16 protein-coding genes are annotated in these 14,401 nt (G+C 59.0%); 13 read left to right on the top strand and 3 right to left on the bottom strand.

Annotated features, from left to right (window positions below; genetic code table 11):
• The first annotated feature begins 51 nt into the window (after positions 1–51).
• Both CPter91_RS23755 and pdxR read left to right on the top strand, forming a co-directional pair.
• Positions 52–1,125, top strand: coding sequence for an alpha/beta fold hydrolase (locus tag CPter91_RS23755; protein WP_061945075.1), 1,074 nt, complete (start codon positions 52–54; stop codon positions 1,123–1,125).
• On the top strand, positions 1,125–2,615 hold the full coding sequence (pdxR, locus tag CPter91_RS23750; protein WP_061945073.1) for a MocR-like pyridoxine biosynthesis transcription factor PdxR: 1,491 nt from the start codon (positions 1,125–1,127) through the stop codon (positions 2,613–2,615). Before CPter91_RS23755 ends, pdxR begins: the two co-directional genes overlap by 1 nt.
• Before the next feature lie 30 nt (positions 2,616–2,645).
• Here the strand turns inward: pdxR and CPter91_RS26780 are convergent, their stop codons facing one another.
• Positions 2,646–2,876 carry a hypothetical protein gene (locus tag CPter91_RS26780; protein WP_150119797.1) on the bottom strand — a complete coding sequence of 77 codons (231 nt, stop codon included), beginning with the start codon at positions 2,874–2,876 and terminating at the stop codon, positions 2,646–2,648.
• A 23-nt stretch (positions 2,877–2,899) separates the two neighbouring features.
• Here CPter91_RS26780 and CPter91_RS23745 point away from each other — a divergent pair, with 23 nt between their 5' ends.
• The 4 genes from CPter91_RS23745 to CPter91_RS23730 all read left to right on the top strand — a co-directional run bounded on the left by CPter91_RS23745 (position 2,900) and on the right by CPter91_RS23730 (position 6,344).
• Entirely contained in the window at positions 2,900–3,673 is a 774-nt protein-coding gene (locus CPter91_RS23745) for a TorF family putative porin (RefSeq protein WP_061945071.1), read from the top strand.
• Between the two features lie 61 nt (positions 3,674–3,734).
• Positions 3,735–4,073: a P-II family nitrogen regulator gene (locus tag CPter91_RS23740; protein ID WP_038493850.1), complete on the top strand. Its 339-nt coding sequence runs from the start codon at positions 3,735–3,737 to the stop codon at positions 4,071–4,073.
• A 12-nt stretch (positions 4,074–4,085) separates the two neighbouring features.
• Positions 4,086–5,633 (top strand): ammonium transporter, encoded by a 1,548-nt coding sequence (locus CPter91_RS23735; protein ID WP_099047245.1) that lies wholly within the window; start codon positions 4,086–4,088, stop codon positions 5,631–5,633.
• Positions 5,634–5,795: 162 nt separating this feature from the next.
• On the top strand, positions 5,796–6,344 hold the full coding sequence (locus CPter91_RS23730) for a GNAT family N-acetyltransferase (protein ID WP_061945069.1): 549 nt from the start codon (positions 5,796–5,798) through the stop codon (positions 6,342–6,344).
• Positions 6,345–6,366: 22 nt separating this feature from the next.
• Here CPter91_RS23730 and CPter91_RS23725 read toward each other — a convergent pair whose 3' ends face one another.
• Both CPter91_RS23725 and CPter91_RS23720 read right to left on the bottom strand, forming a co-directional pair.
• Positions 6,367–6,651: a type II toxin-antitoxin system RelE/ParE family toxin gene (locus CPter91_RS23725; protein ID WP_061945067.1), complete on the bottom strand. Its 285-nt coding sequence runs from the start codon at positions 6,649–6,651 to the stop codon at positions 6,367–6,369.
• Complete coding sequence (locus tag CPter91_RS23720; RefSeq protein ID WP_061945065.1) at positions 6,648–6,941, bottom strand: CopG family ribbon-helix-helix protein; 294 nt, start codon at positions 6,939–6,941, stop codon at positions 6,648–6,650. Before CPter91_RS23720 ends, CPter91_RS23725 begins: the two co-directional genes overlap by 4 nt.
• Positions 6,942–7,364: 423 nt before the next feature.
• Here CPter91_RS23720 and gshA point away from each other — a divergent pair, with 423 nt between their 5' ends.
• The 7 genes from gshA to metW all read left to right on the top strand — a co-directional run bounded on the left by gshA (position 7,365) and on the right by metW (position 14,363).
• Positions 7,365–8,663 (top strand): glutamate--cysteine ligase, encoded by a 1,299-nt coding sequence (gshA, locus tag CPter91_RS23715; RefSeq protein ID WP_061946576.1) that lies wholly within the window; start codon positions 7,365–7,367, stop codon positions 8,661–8,663.
• Positions 8,664–8,733: 70 nt separating this feature from the next.
• Positions 8,734–9,675 carry a glutathione synthase gene (gene gshB / locus CPter91_RS23710; protein WP_061945063.1) on the top strand — a complete coding sequence of 314 codons (942 nt, stop codon included), beginning with the start codon at positions 8,734–8,736 and terminating at the stop codon, positions 9,673–9,675.
• Positions 9,676–9,785: 110 nt separating this feature from the next.
• Positions 9,786–10,190: a PTS sugar transporter subunit IIA gene (locus tag CPter91_RS23705; RefSeq protein WP_098494435.1), complete on the top strand. Its 405-nt coding sequence runs from the start codon at positions 9,786–9,788 to the stop codon at positions 10,188–10,190.
• 65 nt (positions 10,191–10,255) lie between these two features.
• Positions 10,256–10,525, top strand: a complete 270-nt coding sequence (locus CPter91_RS23700) for an HPr family phosphocarrier protein (protein ID WP_061945059.1) — start codon at positions 10,256–10,258, stop codon at positions 10,523–10,525.
• 65 nt (positions 10,526–10,590) lie between these two features.
• The gene (ptsP, locus tag CPter91_RS23695) at positions 10,591–12,345 is read left to right on the top strand and encodes a phosphoenolpyruvate--protein phosphotransferase (protein WP_061945057.1); all 1,755 of its coding nucleotides are present in this window, start codon (positions 10,591–10,593) and stop codon (positions 12,343–12,345) included.
• Positions 12,346–12,585: 240 nt separating this feature from the next.
• Entirely contained in the window at positions 12,586–13,764 is a 1,179-nt protein-coding gene (gene metX / locus CPter91_RS23690; RefSeq protein WP_061945056.1) for a homoserine O-succinyltransferase MetX, read from the top strand.
• Positions 13,761–14,363 (top strand): methionine biosynthesis protein MetW, encoded by a 603-nt coding sequence (metW, locus tag CPter91_RS23685; RefSeq protein WP_061945054.1) that lies wholly within the window; start codon positions 13,761–13,763, stop codon positions 14,361–14,363. The genes metX and metW overlap by 4 nt, the downstream gene beginning before the upstream one ends.
• The last annotated feature ends 38 nt before the right edge of the window (positions 14,364–14,401 follow it).

Below are 14,401 nucleotides of genomic sequence, written 5' to 3'. Positions count from 1 at the left end.
CTGCGGCGAGCAATGATAGTCTTTCATAAAAGACAATGACCAAGGAGCGATATGGCTTATGCAAAATTACTGATCCTGTGCGCGGCATTCTGTTTCTCCGCTGCCGTGCAGGCGAACGAGCCGCAGGTGGCGGAACACGATGCGGTTTTCAAGGATTTTCATTTTGCTTCCGGCGAGACCCTGCCGGAACTACGCATCCATTACCGTACTTACGGCGAGCCGCGTCGCGGCGCCGACGGCAAAGTAAATAATGCCGTGCTGATTCTGCATGGCACTGGCGGCTCCGGCGCCCAGTTCATCCGGCCTGAATTTTCCGGCGAATTGTTCGGTCCCGGCCAGTTGCTCGATGCCTCGCGCTATTTCCTGATTCTGCCGGACGGCATCGGCCACGGCAATTCCAGCAAGCCGAGCGACGGCTTGCGTGCCAGGTTCCCGCACTACGGCTATCGTGACATGGTCGAAGCGCAGTACCGGCTGCTGACGGAAACCCTGGAAGTGAATCATTTGCGGCTGGTGATGGGGACGTCGATGGGCGGCATGCAGACCTGGATGTGGGGCGAACAGCACCCGGCTTTCATGGACGCCCTGATGCCGCTGGCCAGCGTGCCGACCCAGATTTCCGGCCGCAACCGGGTCTGGCGCCGCATCATCATCGACGCTATCCGCAACGATCCGGCCTGGCAGGGCGGCAATTACAGCAGCCAGCCGCCGAGCTTGCGCACCGCCGAGCAGATGCTGTTCTTCATGTCCAGCAATCCCTTGCTGCGGCAGCAGCAGATGCCGGACCTGGCGCAGGCCGACCAGGCCCTGGATGATGCCGTGACGACGGCGTTGAAGAGCGCCGACGCCAACGATACGCTGTACTTCATGGACGCTTCGCGCGACTACGATCCCGGCCCGCTGCTGGAGAAAATCCGGGCGCCGCTGATCGCTATCAACTCCGCCGACGACCTGATCAATCCGCCGGAAATCGGCATTCTCGAACGCGACGTCAAACGCGTGCCCGGCGCTCGCATGGTGATGGTCAAGTTAAGCGACGCTACGCGCGGCCACGGCACGCATACCGTAGCTGCAGTCTGGAAACCCTGGCTGCGCGAATTGCTGACATCGACGCAGCGCAATTGATGGCGAAATCTGTGCCGCCGGCGCTGGCTATGCATCTGGATGCGGCCGGCATAACGCTCGGCGGCGGCAAAGGTCTGGCCCGGCAGCTATGCCTGGCTTTGCGCCAGCGCATCCTGGCGACGCCGGATACTTACCGTATCAAGCTGCCGACCTCGCGTAGCCTGGCGCTGGCGCTGAAGGTCTCGCGCAACACCGTGGTGCGCGCTTATGAACAGCTATACGCCGAGGGTTATATCAGCAGCCGGATCGGCGATGGTACTTATGCCGATGGCTTGGCGGCTCCGGTAGGGGCTGGCCTGGCGGCCCCGGCCGCAGTTGCGCCGGCCATGCAGCTATCGTCCATGCAGCAGCGCTTGAGCGGGCACGAAGTACGGCAGCGTCGCTTTGACGGCCCGCCACGCGCTTTCCGGCTTGGCATTCCGGCTTACGACCTGTTTCCCAGTGCCATCTGGGCACGCCTGCAAGGCAATTTCTGGCGCCATGCGCCGCTTGCGCAGATGGGCTATGGCGACGCTGCCGGTAATCTCCGCTTGCGCGAGCTGATCGCCGCTTATCTGCGCCAGGCGCGCGGCCTGGCTTGCGAGCCGTCGCAAATCATGATCACCGCTGGCGCCCAGCATGGCATTGCCTTGTGCGCGCAGCTGTTGCTGGATGTCGGCGACAAGGTGGTGATGGAGAATCCTTGCTATCCGGCGGCGGCTTCCGCCCTGGCCTTGTCCGGTGCGCAGCTGGTGGGAATCGGGCTCGACCAGGATGGCATGGACACCAGCCAGCTGGCGCAGCATGGCGACTGCAGCATGGCGTATGTCACGCCGTCGCACCAGTATCCGGTCGGCGTGACGCTATCGCTGGCGCGGCGGCTTGAACTGCTGGCCTGGGCCGAACGTTGCAACAGCTGGATTATCGAGGACGATTATGACGGCGAATACCGCTATGACGGCACGCCGCTGGCGCCGCTGGCGGCGCTGGACCATGGTGCGCGCGTGCTGTATGTCGGTACTTTCTCGAAAATCGCCTTTCCCGGCCTGCGTCTCGGTTATTTGGTGCTACCGTCCAAACTGGTGCCGGCGTTCGGCGCCTTGCGGGCCATGGGCGACCGCCACCCGGCGGCGGCGGACCAGGCCGTGATGGCCGAATTTATCGCCGCCGGCCATTTTCAACGACATATCCGCCGCATGCGACGCGCTAGCCGTTCCCGGCGTGATGTCTTGCTGGCGGGCTGGGCGCCATTGTTTGGCGCCCAGCTGCCATTGCCCAGAGTCGCCGCCGGCCTGCACCTGAGCCTGTCCTTGAGCAGTCCGGAACAGGAGGCCGAACTGGTAGCCAAAGCCCTCGCCGCAGGGGTGGAAATCAATCCGCTGAGCCGTTTCCACCTTCCGGGGCAGGCAGTGAATCCGCCACATCGGGCCGGCCTGACGCTTGGCTTTGCCGGCGTGAACGAGGCAGCGATCGGCCATGCCTTGCGTTTGTTGCAACAAGCCTGGAATTGATTTGTAGCTGACTACAAGATGTCATGTAGTTCAAGCGATGGTTTGATGCACCAGAATAATGCGTTGACAGGCGTGCGCTTCATTTTGGTGCGCTGCACTGCACAATATTTCTACACAAGAACGTTCCGAATTAACAGTCACTAAAAATCTGCAAATAAATCGCCCCATAACTGGTATTAAGCGGGCAAAAGGAAGTCTTGGAACAGTTGGCATGGGTTCTGCTATGGAAAGTATGAAGAGTACTGATTTAGCGGTTTTCATTCAACATACCAACAGGGATTTCCATGAAAAAGCTGATTTTGGCCGCAGCAATAGCAGCAAGCTTTACCGCAGGTTTCGCGCATGCCGAAGATGCCAAGCCTGATAACGAAATCAGTTACAACATCGGCGCCGTCAACGATTACCGTTTCCGCGGCATATCGCAAACCCGTTTCGATCCTGCCGTGCAGGGCGGCGCTGACTACACCAATAATCCGACTGGTCTGTACGCCGGCACCTGGCTCTCCAACATCAAGTGGATCAAGGATGCAGTCGACAGCGCGAATACCGGCACCGGCGGCAAGGGACCGGTGGAATGGGATATCTACGGCGGCAAGCGCGGCGATCTGCCGGGCGGCTTCACTTATGACGTCGGCGGCCTGTACTACTACTACCCGACCAACAACTACAGCCAGATCGGCCGCAACGCCAACACCTTCGAACTGTATGGCCAGATCGGGTACGGACCGGCCTACTTCAAATACTCGCATGCGATGACCAACCTGTTCGGCACCATCGACAGCAAGAACAGCGCTTATTACGATGCCGGCGCCAATATTGACGTCGGCGCCGGCGTCACGCTCGGGCTGCATCTTGGCCATCAGACCGTGGAGCACACCAGCTTCGCCAGCTATACCGACTGGAAAATCGGCGCCATCAAGACCTTTGACCAGCTCGCCGGCATCACTCTGGGACTGGCCTATGTCGGCACCGACGCCAAGGATGGCGCTTATGTCAGCCCGAGCGGCAAGAACCTGGGGCGCAACGGTGTAGTGTTTTCTGTGGCAAAAACTTTCTAAAAACGACAGTAGCGGCGGCAAGCGCCTAGCGTCGCCGTCTCACAAAACCAACGAGGCCGATATGAAACTGATTACAGCGATCATCAAACCATTTAAGCTCGACGAGGTGCGTGAAGCACTTTCGGCGATAGGCGTGCAAGGCATTACCGTGACCGAGGTAAAGGGTTTCGGCCGCCAGAAGGGCCATACGGAACTGTATCGCGGCGCCGAATATGTCGTCGACTTCCTGCCGAAGACAAAAATCGAAGCGGCAGTGGACGACAGCATCCTGGAACAGGCGGTAGAAGCGATCGAGACGGCAGCCCGTACCGGCAAGATCGGCGACGGCAAGATTTTTGTATTTGATCTGCAGGAAGTTATTCGTATTCGTACCGGTGAAACCGGCAAAGACGCAATCTAAGGGGATAAAAATATGAACAGAATATTGGCAACGATTTTAGCGTCTTGCGCGCTGATCGCGGCGACTGCGATGCTGCCAGCCTCGGCCGCCGACCAGGCGTCCGCTCCGGCAGCAAGCGCACCAGCCGCCGCCGTGGCATCCGCCAGCGCCGATGCCGCCGCGCCAGCGCTGGCGCCTGCAGCAGTGGCCGCACCGGCTCCGGCCGCTACAGCTGCGGCGGCCCCTGCCGCGGCAGCTCCCGCTGCGCCGGTGCCGAACAAAGGCGACACCGCCTGGCTGCTGGTCTGTACCGCATTCGTGATCCTGATGACCTTGCCAGGCCTGGGCTTGTTTTACGGCGGCCTGGTGCGCAGCAAGAACATGCTGTCGGTGCTGATGCAGTGCTTCACGGTGTTCTCGCTGATCATCGTGCTGTGGATACTCTACGGTTACAGCCTCGCGTTCACGGAAGGCAATGCCTTCTTCGGCGGCTTCAGCCGGCTGTTCTTGCACGGCATGACGCCTGATTCGGTGGCGGCTACCTTCAGCAAGGGTGTCGTGGTGCCTGAATTCGCCTATGTGGTGTTCCAGGGCGCGTTTGCCGCGATTACCTGCGCCCTGATCATCGGCGCCTTTGCCGAGCGCGCCAAGTTCTCAGCGATCTTGGTGTTCACCGTGCTGTGGTTCACTTTCGCCTACCTGCCGATGGCGCACATGGTCTGGTTCTGGCCTGGTCCGGATGGTTTTGTCGATGCCGCTTCCGCAGAAAAGCTGACGGCCACCGGTGGTTGGCTGTTCCAGAAGGGCGCGCTGGATTTCGCCGGCGGCACCGTGGTGCACATCAATGCTGCTATCGCCGGCCTGGTTGGTTCTTATGTGATCGGCAAGCGCGTCGGTTTCGGCAAGGAAGCATTCAAGCCGCATAGCCTGACCCTGACCATGGTCGGCGCCTCGCTGCTGTGGTTCGGCTGGTTCGGCTTCAACGCCGGTTCGGCGCTGGAAGCCAACGGCAGTGCTGCTTTGGCGTTCATCAATACCTTGTTGGCGACTGCTGCTGCGGTGCTGAGCTGGAGCGCCGGCGAATGGATCGGCAAGGGCAAGCCTTCGATGCTGGGTGGCGCATCCGGTGCAGTGGCCGGCCTGGTGGCGATTACGCCTGCAGCCGGTTTCGTCGGCCCGATGGGCGCACTGATCATGGGTTTGCTGGCTGGTTTCGTTTGCCTGTGGGGCGTGACTGGCCTGAAACGTTTGCTGGGCGCGGATGATGCGCTGGACGTTTTCGGCGTGCATGGCGTTGGCGGCATCATGGGTGCATTGCTTACTGGCGTGTTCGCGGCGCCTAGCCTCGGCGGCACTGGCATTTATGACTACGTCACCAATGCAGTCCTGCCAGACTATTCGATCCCCGGCCAGCTGTGGATCCAGTTCGAAGGCGTGCTGACTACGCTGGTCTGGTCCGGCGTGGTATCGCTGATTGCATTCAAGCTGGTCGACATCGTCATGGGCTTGCGTGTGACCGAAGAAGAAGAACGCGAAGGCCTGGATATCTCCAGCCATGGCGAATCTGCCTACCATGATTGAGATGTGTGATTAAGACGTCACGGTCAAGCCTTGCCTGATCTGGCCGGATAGCAGAATACCGCTAGCCGGTGGTTCGATCGGCGTCTTGCACAATCCCGGGTCGATAGCCATCGCCTGGGATTTTTGTTTTCAGTTTAAGAGTAGCAGATTCAGGAGATTTTCATGGACCCGACTATCACCCCGCAACGCCTGAGCGCCTGTACGGTGGAAGACGTCAGAGCTGACCAGTTCGATCGGGTAGTGGGGCCGCTCACCGATATCCTGATGGCATGTGTGGAGCAGGGCGCCAGCGTCGGTTTCGTCGATACGCCGGCTGCAGAGGACGCTTTTTCCTTCTGGTACGGTGTCAGCGGCTCGCTGGTAAGCGGCGGCCGCCGGCTGCTGGTGGCGCGCTTTGCCGGCGACGTTGTCGGCACTGTGCAGATCGTGCTTGCGACGCCTGCCAACGGCCATCATCGCGCCGAGATTTCTAAGTTGCTGGTGCATCCCGATGCGAGACGCAAAGGTGTGGCGCGCCTATTGATGCAGCAAGCCGAGGCGATCGCCCGGGCCGATGGCCGCTCGCTGCTGATTCTTGACACCCGTACCGGCGATGCCGCCGAGTCCCTGTACAGTTCCATGGGGTTTGCGCTGGCTGGCGTCATTCCCGACTATGCGCGTTCGACTGCGGGCAAGCTGACTGACACCAGTTTCATGTACAAGCAAATTTAAGACCGAGCGAACGGGCAAGAATCTAGCTTCGAGCCGGCGGCCACTGCTGTGCCGTATGCACCAAGGCGAGAATCCAGACGCTGTCATCGATGATCTCGTACAGCAAGCGATAGCTTTCATGCGGGATCAGCTCGCGCGTGCCGGGAACGCTGCCTGCTTTTCCCGAGAACGGGAACTGCGCCAGGTTGCGAGCGGCCTGGCTGAACAGTTCGTCCATCTTGATTGCAGCCGCCAGATCCTGCTCTGCGATGTAATCCAGAATATCGCTACGGTCTTGCTCTGCTTCGCATACCCAATGAACATTCACCCCTTGCTCTCACCTGCCTTGTCCAGCAAGGCCATGCGGCGCTGGGCGAAGCTGGCCTCAACCTCGTCGTTTGAGCGGCTGCGTCCAGCTTGGATGTCCGCGCGGGCGGCTTCGACCTTGCGCTGCAGGAAGGCGTCATATTCCCGCGCTTCCGTTTGACGCTGGACGAAATCGCGCATGAATTCGCGCACGATTTGCGACGCCGGCCGATGCGCTGCTGCGGCTTCGGCCATGAACCTGTCGCGTAGTTCTGATTCGATCTTCATCGTGAAAACAGCCTCTTTAGTCATGGCAAATCCTCGCCTGGTAATGATAAGGTATATACTTTATCATTACTTGTGTCGAATTTGACTAATGTTGAAAAATTCTGCTGCGCGGAACAAAGCGTGGCGCATATAAAATGATATACACGTCTTGCATTGTGTGTAAGACAATTCTTGTCTGGTGCAGATTTAACGCAAAGCAGGGCATTCCATTGCGCTTTTTGTCAGCCGGAGGGCTTTAAAAATCCGGCAGCGACCCGATGTAAAGTGGGCTAATCGGCCCTACCGGCCAGCCATCACGCCGTTTACGCAACATTGCGGCGGCTGACCGGCGAAATAACGCATTTCCCGTTAGAATCGGCGGCTGGTCACGGAAGTCCTGAAATAGGCTTTTTGGACTGGCTGCAGCGCATTTGCACACGCAACATCGTTTCCAAAAGAAAGTTTTATATGGTTCCGCACCTTGTCACGGCCCTGAATGGTCCATTGCTCGATCTAGAAAAGAAAATCCTCGCAGCTACCCCGGCTATCGAGCGCTGGTTCCGGATGGAGTGGCAGGAACACACGCCGCCGTTCTATTGCTCTGTCGATTTGCGCAACTCTGGTTACAAGCTGGCGCCGGTGGACACCAACCTGTTCCCGGGCGGCTTCAGCAATCTGTCACCGGAGATGCTGCCGCTGGCGATACAGGCGGCCATGGCGGCTATCGAAAAATATTGCCCGGACGCCAAGAACCTGTTGCTGCTGCCGGAACTGAATACGCGCAATACCTTCTATCTGCAAAACGTGGCGCGGCTGATGCAGGTGTTCCGCCAGACTGGCCTGCACGTGCGGCTCGGCTCATTGGCAGAGGACATCAAGGAACCGCAAACCATCGAACTGCCGGATGGCAGCACCATCACGCTGGAACCGCTGGAGCGCTCCGCCAATGGCCGCCGCCTGGGGCTGAAGAATTTCGATCCCTGCACCATTTTGCTGAACAACGATTTGTCTTCCGGCACGCCGTCGATACTGGAAAACCTGAACGAGCAGAATGTCTTGCCGCCGCTGCACGCCGGCTGGACGGTGCGCCGCAAGAGCAACCATTTCACGGCCTACGATGAAGTGGTGAAGAAATTCGCCAAGCTGATCGATGTCGATCCGTGGATGCTGAATCCGTTTTTCGCCAAGGTCGACCAGGTCGATTTCCAGGCTACCGACGGCGACGACAAGCTGGCCGCCAGCGTCAGTTCGCTGCTGGCCAAGATCCGCAAGAAATACAAGGAATACGGCATCACGGAAAAGCCGTTCGTGATCGTCAAGGCCGATGCCGGTACCGACGACATGGGTGTGATGAGCGTGACCGATGTCAGCCAGATCAAGGAACTGAGCCGTAAGCAGCGCGAGAAACTGTCGCTCGGCAAAACCGGCGGCGAGATCCATGACCTGATTATCCAGGAAGGTGTACATACTTTCGAACACATCAATGATGCGGTAGCGGAGCCGGTGGTGTACATGATCGACCGCTATGTCGTCGGTGGTTTTTACCGTGTACACGCGGAGCGCGGGATCAATGAAAATCTGAATGCACCGGGCGCCCATTTCGTGCCCTTGGCGTTTGCCCAGCAGCACGCTTTGCCGGACATGCTGGCCAAGCCGGGCACGACCGCGCCGAACCGCTTCTATATGTACGGCGTGGTAGCGCGCCTCGGTCTGCTGGCGGCTTCGCTGGAGATGGAAAAGACCGATCCGAACCCAGAGGAATATTAATTTTACTTATTACTCTGTCCTCAACTGACTAGATTAAACGGTTAAATTGTAAAGAAAAACAGGACAAAACATGAAAATCGCTTTCCTTGCCGATCCCCTCAGCACCTTCAAGACGTATAAAGATTCGACTTACGCCATGATGGTGGAAGCGGTCAAACGCGGCCATACGATCTATGCTTTCGAGCAAAAGGACATGGCGCTGGAAAGCGGCATCGTGACGGCCAATGTCGTTAAGGTGACCTTGACCGGCGATGACAAGGACTGGTTCCGCGCCAGTGCGCCGGCTGCCATGTTCCTGTCGGAATTCGATGCGATCCTGCTGCGCAAGGATCCGCCTTTCGACATGGAATACATTTATACCACCTACCTGCTGGAACTGGCTGAAACCCAGGGCGCGCGCGTCTTCAACAAGCCGCAGGCCATCCGCGACCATAACGAGAAGCTGGCCATTGCGCAGTTCTCGAAATACACCTCGCCGACCCTGGTGACGCGGGATGCGGCGCGCTTGCGCGCCTTCCACGAAGAGCACCAGGATGTGATCCTGAAGCCGCTCGACGGCATGGGCGGCACCGGGATTTTCCGCGTGCGGCAGGACGGCTTGAATCTGGGTTCCATCATCGAAACCCTGACTGACAACGGCCAGCGCACCATCATGATCCAGCGTTTCATTCCTGAAATTGTCGCCGGCGATAAACGGGTGCTGGTGATTGGCGGTAAAGTGGTGCCGTTTTCGCTGGCGCGCATCCCGCAAGGCAGCGAAGTGCGTGGCAACTTGGCGGCCGGCGGCATCGGCGTGGCCCAGCCGTTGACTGCGCGCGACCGCGAAATCGGCGAAGCAATTGGGCCGGTGCTGGCGCAGCGCGGCTTGTTACTGGTAGGATTAGATGTGATCGGCGACTATTTGACCGAGGTCAACGTCACCAGCCCGACTTGCTTCCAAGAAATTAAGCAGCAGGCCGGCTTTGATGTTGCCGAGATGTTCATTGATGCGCTAGAAGCAGCCCTGGCTTAAGCCAGGCAGATTTTTTTTTCGTCAGCGCCGGCACCTGCCGGTGCGCGATGTGTATTGCAGTAAAACCGTTGTAAACCGGGATAGTCCGCGCTGCGGATTCGAGTGAAACTATGATTGGCATTCTTCTTTTAACCCATGCCCCGCTGGGCCAGGCATTTATCGCAGCTGCTTCTCACGTGTTTCGCCATACGCCCGAACGGCTGGAAGCGATCGACGTTATCGCCGACCAGAATCCGATGGAAGTGCAAAAACTCGCCAAGCAGGCCGCCGCCCGTCTGGACGACGGCTCCGGCGTGCTGGTGATTACCGACGTCATGGGCGGCACGCCGTCCAACTGCACGCTGCCGTTTTGCAGCGGCAACCAGACCCAGGTGATCGCCGGCATCAGCTTGCCGATGCTGCTGCGCGCCCTGACTTACCGCAATGATACGCTCGACGTGGTGACCGAAATGGCGCTGGCCGGCGGCCAGGGCGGGGCGGTCAGGGTGGATAACCGGGTACGCGTATCGCATTGACAACAGATGGCCGGAACCGATTTACGCCTCGTTAGAACTGATAGTTAACACTAATAAAAGACAAAATGATTCAACAAGAAATCGAAATTATCAACAAACTTGGCTTGCATGCACGTGCCTCCGCCAAATTTACCCAACTGGCCAGCAAGTTCAAATGTGAAGTCTGGATGACCCGCAATAAACGCCGCGTCAACGCCAAATCGATCATGGGCGTGATGATGCTGGCAGCCGGCAAGGGCAGCACGATCTTGCTGGAAGCCGACGGCGAGGATGAGAAAGCCTGTTTTGATGCCTTAAACCAGTTAATTCAGGATAAGTTTGGCGAAGGCGAGTAAAACCCGCCTGTCGGCTGACCCGGTTCCGCATTTATCTTTATCTATCTTTATACAGCGGTGACCAGATGGCATCCTTTACCCTACACGGCATTCCGGTTTCGCGCGGCATCGCGATCGGCCGCGCGCACCTGCTGGCGCCGGCTGCCATGGACGTCAAGCACTACCTGATCGGCGAAACCGAGGTCGAAGCCGAAGTCCAGCGGCTGCAGAACGCAGTCACCACCGTGCGCAGCGAGCTGCAGACCATCCGCAACGATTTGCCGAAAGAGTCGCCGCCCGAGCTAGGCGCCTTTGTCGACGTCCACCTGCTGATCCTGTCCGATCCGATGCTGGCTGAGATGTCGCTCGATATCATCCGCAATCGCCAGTACAACGCCGAATGGGCGCTGGTGACCCAGATCGACGAGTTGTCGACCCAGTTCGATGAAATCGAAGACCCCTATCTACGCGAGCGCAAGATGGATGTGCTGCAGGTCGGCGAGCGTCTGCTGAAAGTCTTGACCGGCACCTCCACCCGCCTGCCCGAAGTCGACAGCGACGGCGCTTCCTTCGCCAACATCGTGGTGGTGGCTTACGATATTTCCCCGGCCGACATGCTGCAGTTCCGCGACCGCGCTTTCGCCGGTTTCGTCACTGATCTCGGCGGCCAGAATTCACATACCGCGATCGTCGCCCGCAGCCTGGATATTCCGGCCGCGGTCGGCATGAACAACGCCTCGCGTCTGATCAAGCAGGACGACTGGATCATCATCGACGGCGACGCCGGCGTGGTGATCGTCGATCCGGCCACAGTGATACTCAAGCAATACCGTGAGCGCCAGGCACATCTGCTGCGTTCGCGCAGGAAGCTCGGCAAGATCAAGAAAACCCGCGCGGTGACGCTGGACGGCACGGAAATTACGCTGCTGGCCAACATTGAGCTGCCGAGCGACTGCGCTGCGGCCATGGAATCCGGCGCCAACGGCGTCGGCCTGTTTCGTTCGGAATTCCTGTTCATGGGCCGCATCGGCACGCAACATACCTTGCCGACCGAGGACGAGCAGTTCGAATCCTACCGTCAGGCAGTGATGGCGATGAAGGGACGGCCGGTGACCATCCGCACGCTCGACGTCGGCGCCGACAAGCCGCTCAACAACGACGAACAGACCGCGCTCAATCCGGCGCTCGGCTTGCGCGCCATCCGTTACTGCCTGGCCGAACCGCAACTGTTCCTGACGCAGCTGCGGGCGATCCTGCGCGCTTCTGCTTTTGGGCAGGTCAAACTGCTGATCCCGATGCTGGCCCATGCTTTTGAGATCGACCAGACCCTGGCCATCATCGAACAAGCCAAGCAGCAGCTACGCGATGACGGCGTCAAGTTCGACGAAGCCATCAAGATCGGCGCCATGATCGAGATCCCGGCGGCGGCGCTGGCCTTGCCGATGTTTATCAAGCGCATGGATTTTTTGTCAATTGGCACCAATGATTTGATCCAGTACACCTTGGCTATCGATCGCGTCGACCACGAGGTGGCGCACCTGTACAACCCGCTCCATCCGGCGGTCCTGTTTTTGCTGTCGACCGTGATTGCGCTCGGCCGCAAGGCCGGTATTCCGGTGTCGGTCTGCGGCGAAATGGCGGGCGACGTCAAATTCACGCGCTTGCTGCTGGGCATGGGTTTGCTTGAATTTTCCATGCATCCGGCGCAATTGCTGGCGGTGAAGCAGGAAGTGCTGAACAGCGACCTCGACGGCCTGACGCTGCAAACCAAGAAAATCCTCCGCAATACCGAACCGAGCGCGATTGCCACCGCGGTCAGCCAGATGCGGATCATGGCTTGATGGAATAACAATGCCAATAGTTTGACGCCAAGCCCCGACTTGGTTATTCTTGTCCTATCGCGCCGATTTGAATGGTTTCACCACCTCAGCTTGCGGGCGCGCGGCATCACCTGGTTTCCGGACCGGGAGATGCTAAATAAATACGGCTAAAGCGAGCTTGAAGTACAAGCCCTGAATTTAGCCCGACTAGCGAAAGCTCTCGGGCTTTTTTTATTTCCAAACAACTCACGCGTATTGACCATGTCCCAACGAATAGTTGCTCCGCAGTCCATGCATTTCGCGACGCCGCTGCAATTGCAAAGCGGTGCGCTGCTGGCGGATTACACGCTGGTGTACGAAACCTATGGCGCCCTGAACGCCGACAAATCGAATGCCGTGCTGGTCTGCCACGCGCTGAATGCCTCGCACCACGTCGCCGGCGTCTACCAGGACGATGAAAAGAATGTCGGCTGGTGGGACAACATGGTTGGGCCAGGCAAGGCGCTCGATACCAACAAGTTCTTCGTCATCGGCGTCAACAACCTCGGTTCCTGTTTTGGCTCGACCGGTCCGATGCATATCAATGCGGCTACCGGCAAGCCCTACGGCGCGGGCTTTCCCGTGGTGACGGTGGAAGATTGGGTACAGGCTCAGGCGCGCCTGGCGGATGCGCTCGGGATCGTGCAGTTCGCCGCGGTGATGGGCGGCTCGCTGGGCGGCATGCAGGCGCTGGCCTGGAGCTTGCTGTACCCGACCCGTCTGCGCCATTGCGTGGTGATCGCCTCGACGCCGAAGCTGTCGGCGCAAAACATTGCTTTCAACGACGTCGCGCGGCAGGCGATCCTGACCGATCCTGGCTTCCATGGCGGCGATTACTACGCGCACGGCGTGGTGCCCAAGAACGGCTTGCGGGTGGCGCGCATGGTCGGCCACATCACCTATCTGTCGGACGACGACATGGCCGAGAAGTTCGGCCGCGACCTGCGTTCCGGCGCCTACCAGTTCGGCTTCGGCATCGATTTTGAAATTGAATCCTACCTGCGCTACCAGGGCGACAAATTTTCTGAATATTTTGACGCCAACACCTATCTGCTGATCACCAAGGCGCTCGATTATTTCGACCCTGCCAAGGAATTCGGGGGCGACCTGACCCAGGCGCTGAGCCGCACCCAGGCGCAATTCCTGCTGGTCTCGTTCATGACCGATTGGCGTTTTTCGCCGGAACGCAGCCGCGAAATCGTGCAGGCGCTGGTCAACAACAAGCGCCGCGTCAGCTACGCCGAGATCGATGCGCCGCACGGCCACGATGCCTTTTTATTGGACGATGCGCGCTACATGAGCGTGGTAGGCGAATATTACAACCGCATCTGGCAAGAGCTTGGCCAGCTGCCGGCAAGCGTATCGACAGTAGCGACAGAAGTGGCGGGAGCCGTACAATGAATTTTGAACAATTAAGCAGCCTGCGCCCGGACCTGGCGTTTATCGCCCACTGGGTGCGCGGCGACTCGCAGGTGCTCGACCTTGGTTGCGGCGACGGCGTCATGCTCGACTATCTTCAGTCCGACAAGCAGTGCGCCGGCTATGGCGTTGAAATCGACGACGCCAAGATCCCGGCCTGCGTGGCGCGCGGCGTCTCGGTGATCCAGCAGGACATGGAGGCCGGGCTCAACCTGTTCGCCGACAATGCTTTCGACACCGTGCTGTGTCTGTCGGCCCTGCAAATGATGAAAAACGTGGAAGGCGTATTGCGCGACATCGCCCGCGTCGGCCGCGAAGCGATCGTCTCCTTCCCCAATTTCGCCTATTGGCCGCACCGGGTAGCGCTGCTGCGCGGCCGCATGCCGGTGTCGAAATCCCTGCCATATGAATGGTATGACACCCCCAATCTGCGCTGCGCCACCATCAAGGATTTTGAAGAACTGGCGAACGAAGTCGGCCTGGAAGTGCTCGAATGCGTGGCGCTGCACGATGGCCAGCCAATCTCGGTACTGCCCAACTGGCGTGGTAGTCTTGCGGTATTCCGCTTTCGCAAGAAATAAACCCGTAAAAAATAAAGGGATATTCCTGCCGCCCAAGG

The organism is Collimonas pratensis, from assembly GCF_001584185.1.
Taxonomy (GTDB): domain Bacteria; phylum Pseudomonadota; class Gammaproteobacteria; order Burkholderiales; family Burkholderiaceae_D; genus Collimonas; species Collimonas pratensis.
The sequence above is the reverse complement of the archived record's forward strand: the minus strand, read 5'-3'. Positions and strand labels throughout refer to the sequence as shown.